This window comes from Polynucleobacter yangtzensis (assembly GCF_001595965.1).
GTDB classification, from domain to species: domain Bacteria; phylum Pseudomonadota; class Gammaproteobacteria; order Burkholderiales; family Burkholderiaceae; genus Polynucleobacter; species Polynucleobacter yangtzensis.
Genome location: NZ_LOJI01000001.1, coordinates 347,276 through 363,303, shown reverse-complemented (window position 1 = coordinate 363,303; position 16,028 = coordinate 347,276). Strand labels below are relative to the sequence as shown.

Annotated in this window: 30 protein-coding genes; all 30 read right to left on the bottom strand. The window is 45.7% G+C overall.

The features are described from left to right. Window positions 1-20: 20 nt before the first annotated feature. A complete protein-coding gene (gene dsbD / locus JaK3_RS01940; protein WP_068320143.1) occupies window positions 21-1,697 on the bottom strand; it encodes a protein-disulfide reductase DsbD in 1,677 nt (558 codons plus the stop codon). After that, window positions 1,694-2,044, bottom strand: a complete 351-nt coding sequence (cutA, locus tag JaK3_RS01935; protein ID WP_068320141.1) for a divalent-cation tolerance protein CutA — start codon at window positions 2,042-2,044, stop codon at window positions 1,694-1,696. Before cutA ends, dsbD begins: the two co-directional genes overlap by 4 nt. Window positions 2,045-2,113: 69 nt before the next feature. Further along, a complete protein-coding gene (gene rplQ, locus JaK3_RS01930) occupies window positions 2,114-2,509 on the bottom strand; it encodes a 50S ribosomal protein L17 (protein ID WP_068320139.1) in 396 nt (131 codons plus the stop codon). 16 nt (window positions 2,510-2,525) lie between these two features. Beyond that, a complete protein-coding gene (locus tag JaK3_RS01925; RefSeq protein WP_068320137.1) occupies window positions 2,526-3,506 on the bottom strand; it encodes a DNA-directed RNA polymerase subunit alpha in 981 nt (326 codons plus the stop codon). Window positions 3,507-3,529: 23 nt separating this feature from the next. Continuing rightward, complete coding sequence (gene rpsD, locus JaK3_RS01920; RefSeq protein ID WP_068320135.1) at window positions 3,530-4,153, bottom strand: 30S ribosomal protein S4; 624 nt, start codon at window positions 4,151-4,153, stop codon at window positions 3,530-3,532. A gap of 118 nt (window positions 4,154-4,271) precedes the next feature. Next, on the bottom strand, window positions 4,272-4,679 hold the full coding sequence (gene rpsK, locus JaK3_RS01915) for a 30S ribosomal protein S11 (protein ID WP_015420254.1): 408 nt from the start codon (window positions 4,677-4,679) through the stop codon (window positions 4,272-4,274). An 18-nt stretch (window positions 4,680-4,697) separates the two neighbouring features. Continuing rightward, window positions 4,698-5,063 (bottom strand): 30S ribosomal protein S13, encoded by a 366-nt coding sequence (rpsM, locus tag JaK3_RS01910; protein ID WP_015420253.1) that lies wholly within the window; start codon window positions 5,061-5,063, stop codon window positions 4,698-4,700. Between the two features lie 24 nt (window positions 5,064-5,087). Next, complete coding sequence (rpmJ, locus tag JaK3_RS01905; RefSeq protein ID WP_012357167.1) at window positions 5,088-5,204, bottom strand: 50S ribosomal protein L36; 117 nt, start codon at window positions 5,202-5,204, stop codon at window positions 5,088-5,090. A gap of 33 nt (window positions 5,205-5,237) precedes the next feature. Beyond that, window positions 5,238-5,456, bottom strand: a complete 219-nt coding sequence (infA, locus tag JaK3_RS01900; RefSeq protein WP_068320132.1) for a translation initiation factor IF-1 — start codon at window positions 5,454-5,456, stop codon at window positions 5,238-5,240. Window positions 5,457-5,460: 4 nt separating this feature from the next. Continuing rightward, a complete protein-coding gene (secY, locus tag JaK3_RS01895) occupies window positions 5,461-6,798 on the bottom strand; it encodes a preprotein translocase subunit SecY (protein WP_068320128.1) in 1,338 nt (445 codons plus the stop codon). Window positions 6,799-6,815: 17 nt separating this feature from the next. Beyond that, complete coding sequence (gene rplO, locus JaK3_RS01890) at window positions 6,816-7,256, bottom strand: 50S ribosomal protein L15 (RefSeq protein ID WP_068320126.1); 441 nt, start codon at window positions 7,254-7,256, stop codon at window positions 6,816-6,818. A gap of 27 nt (window positions 7,257-7,283) precedes the next feature. Continuing rightward, complete coding sequence (gene rpmD / locus JaK3_RS01885; protein WP_015420249.1) at window positions 7,284-7,472, bottom strand: 50S ribosomal protein L30; 189 nt, start codon at window positions 7,470-7,472, stop codon at window positions 7,284-7,286. Window positions 7,473-7,496: 24 nt separating this feature from the next. Continuing rightward, window positions 7,497-8,015, bottom strand: a complete 519-nt coding sequence (gene rpsE, locus JaK3_RS01880) for a 30S ribosomal protein S5 (RefSeq protein ID WP_011901917.1) — start codon at window positions 8,013-8,015, stop codon at window positions 7,497-7,499. Window positions 8,016-8,033: 18 nt separating this feature from the next. After that, window positions 8,034-8,387: a 50S ribosomal protein L18 gene (rplR, locus tag JaK3_RS01875; RefSeq protein ID WP_068320124.1), complete on the bottom strand. Its 354-nt coding sequence runs from the start codon at window positions 8,385-8,387 to the stop codon at window positions 8,034-8,036. Between the two features lie 13 nt (window positions 8,388-8,400). Then, a complete protein-coding gene (gene rplF, locus JaK3_RS01870) occupies window positions 8,401-8,934 on the bottom strand; it encodes a 50S ribosomal protein L6 (protein WP_068320122.1) in 534 nt (177 codons plus the stop codon). Window positions 8,935-8,944: 10 nt separating this feature from the next. Continuing rightward, a complete protein-coding gene (rpsH, locus tag JaK3_RS01865; protein WP_068320120.1) occupies window positions 8,945-9,340 on the bottom strand; it encodes a 30S ribosomal protein S8 in 396 nt (131 codons plus the stop codon). 24 nt (window positions 9,341-9,364) lie between these two features. Further along, window positions 9,365-9,670 carry a 30S ribosomal protein S14 gene (rpsN, locus tag JaK3_RS01860; RefSeq protein ID WP_011901913.1) on the bottom strand — a complete coding sequence of 102 codons (306 nt, stop codon included), beginning with the start codon at window positions 9,668-9,670 and terminating at the stop codon, window positions 9,365-9,367. Between the two features lie 9 nt (window positions 9,671-9,679). Further along, window positions 9,680-10,222: a 50S ribosomal protein L5 gene (rplE, locus tag JaK3_RS01855; protein ID WP_046329383.1), complete on the bottom strand. Its 543-nt coding sequence runs from the start codon at window positions 10,220-10,222 to the stop codon at window positions 9,680-9,682. Between the two features lie 16 nt (window positions 10,223-10,238). Beyond that, a complete protein-coding gene (gene rplX / locus JaK3_RS01850) occupies window positions 10,239-10,547 on the bottom strand; it encodes a 50S ribosomal protein L24 (protein WP_011901911.1) in 309 nt (102 codons plus the stop codon). A gap of 9 nt (window positions 10,548-10,556) precedes the next feature. Continuing rightward, the gene (rplN, locus tag JaK3_RS01845) at window positions 10,557-10,925 is read right to left on the bottom strand and encodes a 50S ribosomal protein L14 (protein ID WP_015420241.1); all 369 of its coding nucleotides are present in this window, start codon (window positions 10,923-10,925) and stop codon (window positions 10,557-10,559) included. 183 nt (window positions 10,926-11,108) lie between these two features. After that, entirely contained in the window at window positions 11,109-11,378 is a 270-nt protein-coding gene (gene rpsQ, locus JaK3_RS01840; RefSeq protein ID WP_011901909.1) for a 30S ribosomal protein S17, read from the bottom strand. A gap of 12 nt (window positions 11,379-11,390) precedes the next feature. Beyond that, window positions 11,391-11,585: a 50S ribosomal protein L29 gene (gene rpmC, locus JaK3_RS01835; protein WP_068320118.1), complete on the bottom strand. Its 195-nt coding sequence runs from the start codon at window positions 11,583-11,585 to the stop codon at window positions 11,391-11,393. Window positions 11,586-11,599: 14 nt separating this feature from the next. Continuing rightward, the gene (rplP, locus tag JaK3_RS01830) at window positions 11,600-12,013 is read right to left on the bottom strand and encodes a 50S ribosomal protein L16 (protein ID WP_011901907.1); all 414 of its coding nucleotides are present in this window, start codon (window positions 12,011-12,013) and stop codon (window positions 11,600-11,602) included. A 2-nt stretch (window positions 12,014-12,015) separates the two neighbouring features. Beyond that, a complete protein-coding gene (gene rpsC / locus JaK3_RS01825) occupies window positions 12,016-12,843 on the bottom strand; it encodes a 30S ribosomal protein S3 (protein ID WP_068320116.1) in 828 nt (275 codons plus the stop codon). An 8-nt stretch (window positions 12,844-12,851) separates the two neighbouring features. Beyond that, on the bottom strand, window positions 12,852-13,184 hold the full coding sequence (gene rplV / locus JaK3_RS01820) for a 50S ribosomal protein L22 (protein WP_198929325.1): 333 nt from the start codon (window positions 13,182-13,184) through the stop codon (window positions 12,852-12,854). A 7-nt stretch (window positions 13,185-13,191) separates the two neighbouring features. Continuing rightward, window positions 13,192-13,470 carry a 30S ribosomal protein S19 gene (rpsS, locus tag JaK3_RS01815; RefSeq protein WP_011901904.1) on the bottom strand — a complete coding sequence of 93 codons (279 nt, stop codon included), beginning with the start codon at window positions 13,468-13,470 and terminating at the stop codon, window positions 13,192-13,194. Window positions 13,471-13,489: 19 nt separating this feature from the next. Then, window positions 13,490-14,320 (bottom strand): 50S ribosomal protein L2, encoded by an 831-nt coding sequence (gene rplB, locus JaK3_RS01810; RefSeq protein WP_068320114.1) that lies wholly within the window; start codon window positions 14,318-14,320, stop codon window positions 13,490-13,492. A 2-nt stretch (window positions 14,321-14,322) separates the two neighbouring features. Further along, a complete protein-coding gene (rplW, locus tag JaK3_RS01805) occupies window positions 14,323-14,637 on the bottom strand; it encodes a 50S ribosomal protein L23 (RefSeq protein ID WP_068320111.1) in 315 nt (104 codons plus the stop codon). Next, window positions 14,634-15,254 (bottom strand): 50S ribosomal protein L4, encoded by a 621-nt coding sequence (rplD, locus tag JaK3_RS01800; protein ID WP_011901901.1) that lies wholly within the window; start codon window positions 15,252-15,254, stop codon window positions 14,634-14,636. Before rplD ends, rplW begins: the two co-directional genes overlap by 4 nt. A gap of 11 nt (window positions 15,255-15,265) precedes the next feature. Next, window positions 15,266-15,922, bottom strand: a complete 657-nt coding sequence (gene rplC, locus JaK3_RS01795; protein WP_068320108.1) for a 50S ribosomal protein L3 — start codon at window positions 15,920-15,922, stop codon at window positions 15,266-15,268. Between the last annotated feature and the right edge of the window lie 106 nt (window positions 15,923-16,028).

Here is a 16,028-nt window from a genome sequence, read left to right as displayed (position 1 = left end):
CTGTTGGTTATATGGCTACTTTAGTTCTTCAATGAGTTTCTTAAGCGCTCGATAAAACGCTGCGGTGACATATAACCAATGACACGTTGATCTTTTTGCTCTTGAGAATTTTGATCAAAGATCAAAATGCCTGGCGGACCAAACAATCCAAAGCGCTTAAGTAATGCCTGGTTCTCCGGGCTATTTGTAGTAACGTCAGCCTGCAATAAAACAAACTGCTTGAGCTCCTTGCTAACCTCTGGATTAGCAAAAGTATTCACTTCCATTTCTTTGCAGCTGATACACCAGTCTGCATAAAAATCGAGGAGTACTAATTTCTTTTCTTCTTTGGCTTTGCTCAATTGAGCATCAAGCTGCGCCGGCGACTGAATGACCACAAAAGCCAATTCTCCGACCTGATGAATGCTTTGACCGTTGACTGTTTTTGCGCCTCCCGCAACATCATTCGTTTGCAGCAATGGTGATGCAATCCAAGCCGCTGTTGCAACCAGCAATACACCCAAAGTACGCTGTAACCACACCATCCAGACTCCAGTAGATGGAATCAAGATGCGCGCCTCAACAGCAATAAATAGCAGCGGCAGACCCATTCCTAAGGCCATCACAAAGAGTAAGCCCGCTCCCAAACTCATAGAACCGGTTTGGGCAATAAAGGCTAAAACGCCTGCTAAAGGAGCTGTAATGCAGGGGCTGGCTACCAGGGTGGAAATACCCCCCAAAGCAAAGGCACCAAATACGCTGCCGCCCTTTTGACGCCCTGCCAGCCTATCGACATGCTGATGCCACGTTTGGGGAAGACGTAAATCATACAAGCCAAATAAACTGCCAGATAGAGCTAATAGCAATAAGGCAAAAGTGGCGAGCGCAAAAGGGCTTTGCAGGGCGCGCTGTACGCTGCCACCTAAGGCCGCCATGAGTACGCCAGCCAAGGCATATACCAATGCCATACCTAAGACGTACGCAAGCGCTAAGGCGCTTGCACGACCCTTAGAGACAGCTTTGCCACCCTGGGTACCGAAGATAACGCTCGATAATATTGGCAGCATAGGAAGTACGCAAGGCGTGAATGCCAATGCCAGGCCCAACACAAAGAAGGCTAGAAATAAATACGCGGTTGAGGTGCTTTCTAAAAAGCGGCTGATGGCATTAACGTCATCACGCTCACGCCATAAATCTGCCAAACTAAATTGGTCATTTGCCTTCACGCTAGACGAGGGAACGCCATCCAATGCATCTGGAATTGGTGCTGCTTTTACGCCAGGTCCAGCCAGTAAAAATTTAAGGTTCATGGGTGGATAGCAAATACCTGCCTCAGCGCATCCCTGAAGAGTGACCTCCAAATGAACGGGCTGTCCAGCCACCGACTTGATCTCTAAAAAGACTAAGAACGGATCTTTATATACCTGCAATTTTTTCTGAAAAGTTTCATCAAACTTTTCTATGCCTGGTGGCAGTGAAGGCCTTATATTACTTAGCTTCCCAGCCTGTGAGCCCGCATGAAACTTCAAAGAGTCTTGATAAATGTAATAGCCTTTGGCAGGTAAAAATTCCAGTTCAATTTGATTGGAATTATCTAGCCATGTAGCCTCTACTCGGAATGCTTTTTCTGGCGGCAAGAAATCTTGCGCAGCAAATACTTGTGCTGAGATGAACAGCAAGAGTGCAAAAATTTTCGCCAAGAATGAATGTAATTTCATGACTTCGAATTTACCTCAGACTCGACCCACTTGCCGTACTGTCTTTCATATTGCTCAGGAGCAAATGCCAAAATCTCAGGCAGGTCATATGGATGCGCGTTTTTAATAAAAGCCAATATCTCAAGCCACTTGGGCTCAGTAGTTTTTGCAGCAAGAAGAACTTCTTGCTCTTCGCAAATTTTGCCTTCCCAGCGATAAATTGATTGAATGCCCTCAGTTAGCTGCACGCAAGCTGCCAAATTCTGCTCAACCAAGGCACGAGCTAAGCCCTTGGCAGCATCCAGACTTGGAAGACTTGTAATGACTACCAAAAGCTTGCTGGGATTGACTGTAGCGTTTTCAGACATTCTGTATTTATAACCCGATAAATGAAAAAAGCCAGACCGAAGCCTGGCTTTTTACTGTAACCGTGAGACTTAAGCCTCTTCAGCTACTACTGCAGTTTCATCAACTTCTGGACGATCTACCAACTCAACCAAAGCCATTGGTGCATTGTCACCATGACGGAAGCCAAACTTCAAAATGCGAAGGTAGCCACCTGGACGAGTTGCGTAGCGTGGACCGAGTTCTGTAAAGAGCTTGGCAACGATATCGCGATCACGTGTGCGATTGAATGCTAAGCGACGGTTTGCTAAGTTATCTTTTTTACCCAAGGTAATCAAAGGCTCAACAACCATGCGCAATTCTTTAGCTTTTGGCAAAGTCGTTTTAATGACTTCGTGCTCCAAAAGTGAATTGGACATGTTGCGCAGCATCGCCAAGCGATGTGATGATGTTCTGTTTAGTTTGCGTAAGCCGTTTCCGTGACGCATGATGCTTCCTTTCTAATTATTTCTCGAGGTTAGCTGGAGGCCAGCTTTCGAGTTTCATGCCAAGACTTAAGCCACGAGCCGCCAATACATCTTTGATTTCATTCAAAGATTTACGACCTAGATTAGGCGTCTTCAACAATTCATTCTCTGTACGTTGAATCAAATCACCGATGTAGTAAATGTTCTCAGCCTTCAAGCAGTTTGCAGAGCGAACTGTCAACTCGAGATCATCTACCGGACGCATCAACATTGGATCAACCATTGAAGAGCGACTTGGTGCCAAATCACCAGAAACTTCGCTGCTCTCAAGAGCTGCGAATACAACTAACTGATCAACCAAGATGCTAGCTGCTTGACGAATTGCTTCTTCAGGAGACAACACACCGTTTGTTTCGATAGTCATTACGAGACGATCAAGGTCGGTACGTTGCTCAACACGAGCAGATTCAACAGCATAGCTAACACGGCTTACCGGGCTGAATGAAGCATCCAACACGATACGACCAATGATCTTAGTAGCTTCGTCGTTATATTGACGTACGTTACCTGGAACATAGCCGCGGCCTTTTTCAACCTTGATCTGCATGTCCAACTTGCCACCAGCAGACAAGTGGGCGATCACGTGATCAGGATTCATGATTTCTACATCATGTGGCAAATCGATATCTTTTGCAGTAACAACGCCTGGACCTTCTTTACGCAAATTGATAGTAACTTCGTCACGTGACTGCAACTTAAATACGATACCTTTGAGGTTCAACAAGAGGTTTACTACGTCCTCTTGAACTCCATCCAATGTGGAGTACTCATGAACAACACCAGCAATAGCTACTTCAGTTGGCGCATAACCAACCATCGAGGACAACAGTACACGACGTAATGCATTTCCGAGTGTGTGGCCATAGCCACGCTCGAACGGCTCCATAACAACCTTTGCTTGGTTGGCGGTAAGCGCTTCAACAGAAATAATCTTTGGCTTGAGCAAATTTGTTTGCATATTTTTTCCTTGAGAGTGCCTAATTAGCGTGAATACAATTCGACGATCAAACTTTCATTAATTTCACCGCTAATATCTTCACGGTCAGGCACTTGCTTAAATGTTCCCTCGAGCTTGGCTGCGTCAACTGAAACCCAAGTTACAGCTGCCATTTGCCCAACCAAATTGAGTGATTCTGTAATACGCGCTTGCTTCTTCGCTTTTTCACGAATAGCAACTACATCACCAGGCTTAACTTGAATAGATGGAATGTTTACTGGATTGCCATTGAGCAAAATTGCACAGTGGGAAACCAACTGACGTGCTTCAGCGCGTGTAGAACCAAAGCCCATGCGATAAACCACGTTGTCTAAACGTGACTCAAGCAACTGGAGCAATGTTTCACCAGTGTTGCCCTTGCGACGCTCAGCCTCTGCGAAGTAGCGACGGAATTGACGCTCTAATACGCCATAGATACGCTTAACCTTTTGCTTTTCACGCAATTGATTACCGTAATCAGATGTTCTTGAGCCAGATGTACGGCCATGTTGACCAGGCTTAGTATCTAACTTGCACTTGTCTGACAGGGCGCGACGTGCGCTCTTTAAAAATAAGTCGGTACCTTCCCGACGTGCTAATTTGGCCTTAGGCCCTAAGTAACGTGCCACGATGCTTTCCTTTCTTTGCCGCAGTCTTGCGACCGGCGGTGAGTTCGCCCTTTAAATCAGGCGAACAGTGGGCTTTAATAAAAAACTACTGAAACTGTTGAACTGCCAACTTCCAAGCTTAGATACGACGACGCTTTGGAGGACGGCAACCATTGTGTGGAACAGGAGTTACGTCTTGAATCTCAGTGATCTTGATGCCCAATGAGTTCAATGCACGAACTGCTGATTCACGACCTGGGCCTGGGCCTTTGATCTGAACTTCCAAGTTCTTGATACCGCATTCAATAGCTGTCTTACCAGCAACTTCTGCAGCTACCTGAGCAGCAAAAGGTGTTGATTTACGTGAGCCTTTGAAGCCCTGGCCGCCAGAAGTTGCCCATGAAAGCGCATTTCCTTGACGATCAGTGATCGTAATAATGGTGTTGTTAAAAGAAGCGTGAACGTGTGCAATACCGTCAGCAACGTTCTTTTTAACCTTCTTACGAGCGCGCTGTGAAGCGGCGGAAGCGGATTGTTGTTTTGCCATGTCAATAAACTTTCTTGATTATTTCTTCAGTTGCACGCCAGACTTACGTGGGCCCTTACGGGTACGCGCGTTAGTCTTGGTACGTTGACCACGTACAGGCAAGCCCTTACGATGACGAACACCGCGGTAGCAACCTAAGTCCATCAAACGCTTGATGCTCATAGTTACTTCACGACGAAGGTCACCTTCAGTAATGAATTTACCTACTTCATCACGTAACTTTTCCAAGTCACCGTCAGTAAGGTCTTTAACTTTTTTGTCGATTGCAACACCTGTGGTTTCACAAATTTTGCGTGCACGAGTTGTGCCAATGCCAAAAATTGCTGTTAAACCGATAACAGTATGTTGATGATTTGGGATGTTTACCCCAGCGATACGTGCCATGAGATTTCCTCTTAATTAACCAGATCAGCCTTGACGCTGCTTATGACGTGCGTCTGAAGAACAGATCACGCGCACAACGCGTTTGCGCTTAATGATCTTGCAATTTCTGCAAATACACTTAACGGATGCTAAAACTTTCATAACTCACCTCTTAAAAATAGGTACTACTAATCTTTACTTCGCACGGAAAATGATTCTGGCGCGCGTTAGGTCGTAAGGAGTCATCTCCACCGTTACCTTATCTCCCGGCAAAATACGGATGTAATGCATCCGCATCTTTCCGGAAATATGCCCTAGAACCACATGTCCGTTTTCAAGCTTCACGCGAAACATCGCGTTCGGCAAATTCTCTACAACTTCTCCCGCCATCTGAATTACATCGTCTTTAGACATTCAGTTAAGCGCCCATCTTAAAGTTGGCTTTTTTCATCAAAGAGCCATACTGCTGTTGCATTACGAATGACTGAACTTGAGCCATGAAATCCATTGCAACAACAACAATAATCAACAACGAAGTACCGCCGAAATAAAACGGCACGTTGTACTTCAACACTAAGAATTCCGGCAACAAGCAAACCAGAACCATATAAATTGCACCGGCTAGAGTCAAACGCACCAAGATCTTATCGATGTAACGCGCTGTTTGATCGCCTGGACGAATACCTGGAACGAATGCACCACTCTTCTTTAGGTTCTCAGCTGTATCACGACTGTTAAATACCAATGCGGTATAAAAGAAGCAGAAGAAGATAATCGCAGCTGCATACAAAATTGTGTACACAGGTTGTCCTGGTGCCAAAGTAGCTGCCAAGTCTTTAATAATTCGGCTGAACATATTGGTTGGCTCGCCTGATGTGAACCAGCCAGCAATAGTTGCAGGGAACAAAATAATTGAAGAAGCAAAAATTGGAGGAATAACGCCTGCCATATTCAACTTCAATGGGAAGTAAGAAGATTGGCCACCGTAGATCTTATTGCCAACTTGACGTTTAGCGTAGTTAACCAAGATACGGCGCTGACCGCGCTCTACAAACACCACAAAATATGTCACTGCTACGCAAATCACAACGATGAGCAATGCAGAAATAATGTTCATTGAGCCAGTACGAACCAACTCTAATAAGCTTGCTAATGCATTCGGCAAACCAGAAACAATGCCGCCGAAAATAATGATGGAAATACCGTTACCAAGACCACGCTCAGTAATTTGCTCACCAAGCCACATTAAGAACATCGTGCCAGTAACCAAAGTTACTACAGTGTTCAATTCAAACATCAAACCTGGGTTGATAACCAAACCTGGCTGAGCCTGCAAGGCAACAGAAATACCCAATGCTTGGAATGTTGCCAAGAGCACAGTGCCGTAACGTGTGTACTGAGTAATCTTACGCTGACCAGCTTGACCTTCTTTTTTCAAAGCCTCTAAAGAGGGTACAACGATAGTCATTAACTGCATGATGATCGATGCAGAAATATAAGGCATGATTCCTAAGGCAAAAACGGTGAAGCGAGATAAAGCGCCGCCTGAGAATAGATTAAACATTCCCAAAATACCGTCTTTTTGGCCAGAAAATAACTGTGCCAATTGGTCTGGGTCAATTCCAGGAACTGGAATATGTGCACCCAAACGGAACACGAGCAAAGCCAACACCAGGAAGACTAAGCGTTGGCGTAGTTCGCCAAACTTGCCACCTGCTGCTGGGGTGCTTGCGTTATTGGTAGGTGCTAATGCCATATCTACTCAAAGACCTATTAAGCCAACTCAACCAATTTGCCGCCAGCTGCTTCAATAGCTGCTTTAGCGCCAGCAGTAGCTGTGATGCCCTTAAGGGTTACAGCAATCTTGAGTTCGCCAGTCTTGATAACCTTAACTGCATTGATCTGCTCACCAGCAAAACCATGGGCTTTCAATACCAATAAGTCTACTTCTGGCAAATTGATTTTTGCTAAGTCGTTCAAAGTAATTTGACCAACATGACGACGTGTCAAAGACACGAAACCACGTTTTGGCAAACGACGATACATAGGCATCTGACCGCCTTCAAATCCAACCTTGTGGAAACCACCAGAACGAGATTTTTGACCTTTGTGACCACGGCCAGCAGTTTTACCAAGACCAGAACCAATGCCGCGACCAACGCGACGACGGTTTTTCTTGGAGCCTTCTGCAGGTTTAATTGTGTTGAGTTGCATATTCTTCGCCTATTTACTTGCTAGTTATTAGCCAATGACTTTAACTAGATAAGAAACTTTATTAATCATGCCGCGAACAGCTGGAGTGTCTTCCAATTCAGAAACTGAATTGATGCGACCGAGGCCTAAGCCACGAACAGTTGCACGATGGCTTTCGCGTGTACCGATCAAGCTGCGTACTAATTGCAGTTTGACTTTGGAGTTAGATGTTGTCATTTATAGATTCCTAATCTTTTGGTCTTAGCCGAGAATCTCTTCAACTGACTTACCGCGCTTAGCAGCAATCTCAGCAGGAGTACTCATCTTGCTCAAACCATCAATGGTTGCACGAACCAAGTTGTATGGGTTTGTTGAGCCGAGTGACTTAGCAACCACGTTAGTTACACCCATTACGTCGAAAATCGCGCGCATTGGGCCGCCAGCAATAATTCCAGTACCGTCTTTAGCTGGAGAAATCAAAACACGTGACGCGCCATGTTGACCAGTAACAGTGTGCTGCAATGTACCTTTACGCAAAGTAACCTTGATCATCTTGCGACGTGCTTCGTCCATTGCCTTTTGAACAGCAACTGGAACTTCTTTTGATTTACCTTTACCCATGCCGATGCGGCCATCGCCATCGCCAACTACAGTGAGTGCAGCGAAGCCGAGAATGCGACCACCCTTAACCACTTTAGTTACACGATTAACAGCAATCATCTTCTCGCGAAGACCATCATCACGCTCTTCGTTTTGCATCTTAGTTTGCATTTTTGCCATGTTTTTTCCTAAACCCTATTAGAACTTCAGGCCGGCTTCACGCGCAGCTTCAGCTAAGGCCTTAATACGGCCGTGGTAACGATGACCGGAACGATCAAATGCAACATCAACAACGCCTGCCTTAACAGCACGCTCAGCAACTAACTTGCCGATTTGTTTTGCCGCTTCAGCGTTGCCGCCGTTTTTGATCGCTTGGCGCAAATCTTTTTCCATTGTTGAAGCAGCTGCTACAACCTTGGTTCCGCATGGGCTATAAACCTGAGCAGAAATATGTGAGTTGCTACGGATAACTGTTAAGCGATTTGCCAATGCTTCGGCAATGCGAATACGAGTCTGCCTAGCACGTCTTTGTCTGGATTCGTCTTTATTCATTTTCTAATCTCGCTTACTTCTTCTTAGTTTCTTTCAGATGCACAACCTCATCCACGTAGCGAACACCCTTGCCTTTGTATGGCTCTGGTGAACGGTATGCGCGAACTTCAGCTGCGACCTGGCCAACTTGCTGCTTGTTGGAACCTTTGATAATGATTTCAGTTTGAGTTGGAGTCTCAGCCTTTACACCCTTTGGCAGGTTGTAAATAATGTCGTGTGAGAAACCTAACTGCAACTTCAATGTTTCGCCTTGAGCAGCAGCACGGTAACCAACGCCTACCAAGCTGAGCTTGCGCTCAAAGCCAGTAGTTACGCCAACAACCATGTTGTTAACCAAAGCGCGGGCTGTACCTGACTGAGCACCAGCTTCTGGTGAGTCGTTATTTAAAACAACTGTCAATACGCCATCTTCTTGTTTCAAACCAACAGAAGGATGCAAGTTATGTGTCAAAGTGCCCAAAGGACCTTTAACAGTAATGTTTGCACCATTGATGCTGATTTCAGCGCCTTTAGGAACTGTAATTGGTGATTTACCTACGCGGGACATATTTCGCTCCTTAAGCTACGAAGCAAATAACTTCGCCGCCCACGCCTGTTGCACGTGCTTTACGGTCTGTCATTACGCCTTGAGGGGTTGAAATAATTGCAATGCCCAAGCCATTCATTACTTCTGGAATGTCATGACGGCCTTTATAGATACGCAGACTTGGTGTAGATACACGGTCGATACGCTCGATAACAGGACGGCCTGCATAGTATTTGAGATCTATGTGGAGCACTGGCTTAGCTGCTTCACCTTTGATTTCGAAACTTTCGATATAGCCTTCATCTTGCAAAACTTTTGCGATGGCTACTTTAACTTTTGACGACGGCATCAAGACTACGGGTTTCTGCACTGCTTGCGCATTGCGGATCCTTGTCAACATGTCGGCGATTGGATCGCTGATACTCATGAGTTCTCCTAATTCTTTCGCCGCTTACCAGCTGGCCTTGGTTAAACCGGGGATTTCGCCACGGAAGGCGATTTCACGAATTTTGCTACGAGCCAAACCGAACTTACGGAATGTGCCACGTGGGCGACCGGTTAATGAACAACGATTTCTTTGACGAATCGGGCTTGCGTTACGTGGAAGTGCCTGTAGTTTCAAGCGAGCTTCATAGCGCTCTTCATCGCTGCGTGATTGATCAGCAATGATCGCTTTGAGTTCGGCACGCTTAACAGCGTACTTCTCTACAGTTTTTGCGCGTTTATTCTCGCGCTCAATCAGGGATAGTTTTGCCACGTTAGCCTCTTAATTGCGGAAAGGGAATTTGAATGCTGCCAACAAAGCTTTTGCTTCTTCGTCGGTTTTAGCAGTCGTCGTAATACTGATATTGAGACCGCGGAGGGCATCAATTTTGTCGTATTCGATTTCAGGGAAAATAATCTGTTCTTTAACGCCAATGTTGTAGTTACCACGGCCGTCAAATGCTTTGCCAGAAATACCGCGGAAGTCACGTACGCGTGGCAATGCAACAGTAACAAAACGGTCCAAGAATTCGTACATGCGTGCACCACGCAATGTCACCATGGCACCGATTGGGTAACCTTGACGAATTTTGAAGCCTGCAATCGCTTTTTTAGCTTTAGTTACAACTGGCTTTTGGCCTGCAACTTTAGTCAAATCGCCAACTGCATTTTCGATAATCTTCTTGTCGTTCACTGCATCGCCTAAGCCCATGTTCAGGGTTACCTTAGTGATACGTGGAACTTCCATTACAGACTTGTAACCAAACTTGGCGATCAAATCTGCAACTACTTTAGCTTGATAGTGCTCTTGAAAACGTGTGCTCATAATTTCTCCGTGCCCCTTATGCGCTTAAAGTTGCGCCAGTGGTTTTGAGGAAACGTTGCTTTTTACCGTCCACGAGTTTGATACCAACACGTGATGGTTTGCCGTTACCGTCAACCACAGCCACATTAGAAATGTGAACAGGCATCGTCTTGTCAATCATGCCGCCAGTAACACCGGCTGCTGGATTTGGCTTAACGCTCTTTTTATAAATATTTACGCCTTCGATTACTAATTTGTTCTCGAGAACGGCTGTAACAGTTCCTTGCTTGCCCTTATCGCGGCCAGTCAACAGAACTACGGAATCACCTTTACGAATCTTTTTCATATCAGCCTCTTAAATAACTTCGGGGGCGAGAGAAACGATCTTCATGAACTTCTCAGTACGCAATTCGCGTGTAACTGGTCCGAAGATACGTGTGCCAATTGGCTCTAACTTAGCGTTGAGCAATACCGCAGCGTTGCCATCGAACTTAATCAATGAACCATCTGGACGGCGAACACCCTTAGCAGTTCTCACTACTACGGCGTTATAAATGTCACCTTTTTTTACACGGCCACGTGGAGCAGCGGACTTTACAGTCACTTTAATGACATCACCGATACTGGCGTAACGACGCTTAGAGCCGCCCAATACCTTGATGCACAACACTTCACTGGCGCCTGTGTTATCGGCAACCTGTAATCTACTTTCGGTTTGTATCATTTCTAATCCCCAACTTATTGGCCAAAGGCAAACAGTCTTGGTTCCGTCTATGGGCTTTAACGAAAGTTAAAACCCGGAATTAATGAAAAACACTGCTTCTCCAATAAAACCAGAGAAGCCTTCTATTCTACTACGTAAAACAGGGATTTGGGAAGAATCTTCTCCAAAATCCCTAATATTTCTTTAAATACCCTTTGAAGCTTCAACTAAACGGGTCACAACCCAAGATTTAGTGCGTGAAATTGGCTTAGATTCAGCAATTTCAACGGTATCACCCATCTTGTATGTGCCAGCTTCGTCATGAGCGTGGTACTTTTTGGACTGGCCAACGTACTTACCAATCACTGGATGCTTAACTTGACGCTCAACCAACACCGTCACAGTTTTTTGCATTTTGTCGCTAACGACGCGGCCCACAAGGGTGCGGCGCAAGGGTTTAGATAATTCTGTCATATCCCTTTTTCCTTATTTCTGTGCAGTCTTTTGGGCGATAAAAGTCTTCACACGAGCGATGTCGCGCTTATTTTTACCCAATTGGCTGGTATTTGTGAGTTGCTGAGTGCCTTTTTGCATGCGGAGCTTGAAACCGGTCTTAAGCAACTCGGTTAACTCTGCATTTAAAGCGTTCAGATCTTTTGAAGCTAATTCTGTATTTTTCATAATCTCTATCCCGATCAACCTAAGTGGCGAATCACGAAAGTGGTCTGTAAAGGCAACTTAGCAGCAGCAAGCTTGAAAGCTTCGCGCGCCAATTGCTCATCAACACCGTCCATCTCGTAGAGCACTTTGCCTGGTTGAATTTCAGCTACGTAGTACTCTGGATTACCTTTACCGTTACCCATACGTACTTCAGCAGGTTTTTGTGAAATTGGCTTATCTGGGAAAATGCGAATCCAAATACGGCCACCACGTTTAATGTGACGAGTCATTGCACGACGTGCTGACTCAATTTGACGAGCAGTCAAACGACCACGGCCAACGGCCTTCAATCCAAAGTCACCAAAGGCTACAGAACTACCGCGTGTTGCCACGCCAGTGTTACGGCCTTTTTGTTCCTTACGATACTTGCGACGCTTTGGTTGTAGCATGCTTACTCTCCTGACTTCTGCGTATCTGCGGCAGGTGTTTCAACCTTACGCACACGCTTTACTGCTGGTTTAGCAGCAACTAATGGCTTGTCTGTGCCAGCAGCTGGTTTACGAGCAGCTGTCTTGCTTGGAGCACGACGAGTTTTCTTTTCTTCGGCAGCTGGTTCAGCAGCTTGTGCAGCAACTTGAGCTTCTGCACCACGACCCAATGTGTCGCCTTTATATACCCAAACTTTTACACCGATGATGCCGTATGTTGTTTCCGCTTCTGATGTTGCGTAATCAATATCAGCCTTCAATGTATGAAGTGGAACGCGACCTTCACGGTACCATTCGCGACGAGCAATTTCAGCACCATTCAAACGACCTGATGACATGATCTTGATGCCTTGTGCACCAAGACGCATTGCGTTTTGCATTGCACGCTTCATTGCACGGCGGAACATGATGCGCTTTTCTAACTGTTGAGTAATAGAGTCAGCGATCAATTGCGCGTCAACTTCAGGCTTACGAATTTCTTCGATGTTCACGTGAACTGGAACGCCCATACGCTTTTGTAATTCGCGGCGGAGCACTTCAATATCTTCGCCTTTTTTACCGATTACAACGCCTGGACGTGAGCTATAGATAGTAATACGTGCATTCTTTGCAGGACGCTCGATAACTACTTTACTTACGGATGCATTTTTCAACTTCTTCTTCAGATAGATGCGAACGTCAACGTCCTCTTTCAACATCTTTGCGAAGTCAGTATTGTTTGCATACCAACGTGATGTCCAATTCTTCGTTACCGCGAGTCGGAATCCGGTTGGGTTTATCTTTTGTCCCATATCTTTCCTTAGTTACTCAAGGTCACGCTAATGTGACAAGTTTGTTTTTCAATTTGATTTCCACGACCCTTAGCGCGTGCGGTAAAGCGCTTCAATGAAGTGCCTTTATCAACAATAATTGCTGAAACCTTGAGCTCATCAATGTCAGCACCTTTATTGTGTTCAGCGTTGGCCACTGCGGACTCAACAACTTTCTTCACAATGAAGGCAGCTTTCTTGGGGCTGAAGTTCAAAATGTTTAATGCGCGGGCAATCGGCAAACCACGAATTTGGTCGGCGACCAAACGAGTCTTTTGCGCAGAAATGCGGGCACCCTTGTGAATAGCTTTAACTTCCATCATCATCCCCTTACTTCTTCGTTACTTTCTTGTCAGCAGCGTGACCTTTGAAAGTACGGGTCAAGGCAAATTCGCCTAACTTATGACCCACCATGTTTTCTGATACATATACCGGAACGTGTTGACGACCGTTATGTACAGCAATCGTCAAACCAATAAAGTCTGGGAGGATTGTTGAACGGCGTGACCAAGTTTTGATCGGCTTTTTGTCTTTGTTGGCTTGTGCAACTTCAACTTTTTTTACTAAGCTGGCGTCGCAGAATGGGCCTTTTTTAGCTGAACGTGTCATATCTATTTATCCTTATCGCTTAACGTTTTTGACGACGTTGAACGATCATCGAAGTTGTACGCTTATTGCGACGTGTACGATAACCTTTGGTTGGTGTGCCCCATGGGGATACAGGTACACGGCCTTCGCCAGTTCTACCTTCACCACCACCGTGTGGGTGATCTACTGGGTTCATTGCCACACCGCGAACGGTTGGACGAATACCACGCCAGCGATTTGCACCCGCTTTACCGATAACGCGCAAGCTATGCTCTTCATTACCAACTTCACCAATAGTGGCACGGCAATCAATCAGAACACGGCGAACTTCACCGGAACGCAAACGCACCTGAGCGTATACGCCTTCACGAGCTAACAATACTGCGGAACCACCAGCAGAACGTGCCACTTGAGCACCTTTGCCAGGCATGATTTCTACACAGTGAATAGTGCTACCAACTGGAATATTACGAATCGGCAAGTTGTTACCAGACTTGATTGGGGCTTCAGAGCCACTCATCAATGCCTGACCAACAGTCATTCCTTTTGCAGCCAGAATATATCGACGCTCACCATCAGCAAACACGATCAATGCAATATTTGCACTGCGGTTTGGATCGTATTCCAAGCGCTCAACTTTTGCTGGAATACCATCTTTGTCGTTGCGTTTAAAGTCAACAACACGATAGTGATGCTTATGACCACCACCTTTATGACGGGTAGTGATGTGGCCGTTATTGTTACGACCAGCTTTTTGAAACTGTGGCTCTAACAATGGTGCAAAAGGCTTGCCTTTATGGAGGTCAGGATTGACCACCTTGACCATTGAGCGACGACCTGGTGAGGTCGGTTTTGTTTTCATCAAAGGCATGATTAATTCGCCTCCGCTTCAAAGTTAATTTCTTGACCTGGCTTCAAGCTTACGTAGGCCTTCTTAGTGTGGTCACGACGACCTTCAAAACGGCCATAGCGCTTAGGCTTGCCTTTTTGATTTACGATTTGAACAGAGTCGACTTGCACTTTGAAGAGCAATTCAACTGCTTGTTTTACATCGCTCTTGTTTGCGTCGCGAGCTACTTGAAACACTACTTGTTCGTTTTTCTCTGCAACCATAGTGGCTTTTTCAGAGATCACCGGTCCAAGCAGAACCCTCATTAGGTTGTGATCGTTTTTACGGACTTGGCTCATTTCAGCAACTCCTCAATTTTCGCGATCGCAGCTTTGCTTACCAATACTTTTTTGTATTGAACCAAAGCTAATGGATCAGCGTGCTGTGGCTCACATACAGCAACTTTATGCAAGTTACGTGATGCCAAGTACAAATTCTCGCTAACCTGATCAACAATAATCAAGACTGAGTCCAAGCCCATTGCTTTAACTTTGTCAGCTAAAACTTTAGTCTTTGGAGCGTCGAGACTGAATTGATCAACAACATTCAAACGACCTTCGCGAGCTAACTGAGACAAAATTGATCTCATACCAGCGCGGTACATTTTCTTGTTTACTTTTTGGCTGAAATTCTCTTCTGGAGAATTCGGGAATATACGACCACCTCCACGCCACAGCGGGGAAGAGCTCATACCAGCACGTGCACGACCAGTACCTTTTTGACGCCAAGGTTTCTTGGTTGTGTGCTTAACTTGCTCACGGTCTTTTTGTGCACGGTTACCGCTACGTGCGTTTGCTTGGTAAGCCACAACAACTTGGTGTACCAACGCTTCGTTATATTCACGTTCGAATACTTCTGGTGAAGCTTGTACGCCTGCACCTAAAGTACCGTTGTCCTGGAGAAGCTTAAGTTCCATATTCGCTCTCCTTATTTCTTCTTCAACGGTGTTTTAACCGCTGGAGTAACAATAACTTTACCGCCTGGGGCACCTGGAATAGCGCCTTTAACCATGATGAGATTGCGTTCTGCATCAATGCGTGCGATGACTAAATTTTGAACTGTACGTGTAACGTCACCCAAGTGACCGGTCATACGCTTACCAGGGAAAACACGGCCTGGATCTTGCGCCATACCGATTGAGCCTGGTACGTTATGTGAACGTGAGTTACCGTGGGATGCACGACCAGAAGCGAAGTGATAACGCTTGATGGTACCTGCGTAGCCCTTACCGATAGAAACGCCTTGTACGTCCACTTTTTGACCAGCAGTAAATGCAGTTTCAGCAGGAATTACTTGTCCTGGTGTCATTTCTGCGATTTTTGCTGCGTCTAAATGAAATTCGTTGAGACCGTTACCAGCCATCACTCCTGCTTTAGCGAAGTGACCAGCCATTGCTTTGGTAACGCGAGTAGCTCTACGTGTGCCATGTGCCAACTGGATAGCGTTATAGCCATCAGTTGCCTGGGTCTTGATTTGAGCGACTCTGTTGTCGCTCACGTCGATTACGGTCACAGGAATCGCTTCCCCTTCGTCCGTAAATAGACGGGTCATGCCGACCTTGCGGCCGATTAAGCCTAAGCTCATATTCATGCTCCACGCCGACTTCGATTGGTCGGCAAAATTAATTTAAGTGATTTACAAGTAAAAGTACTTCTAAATCAATAACCTACAACGTTTTTAATGCTGATAA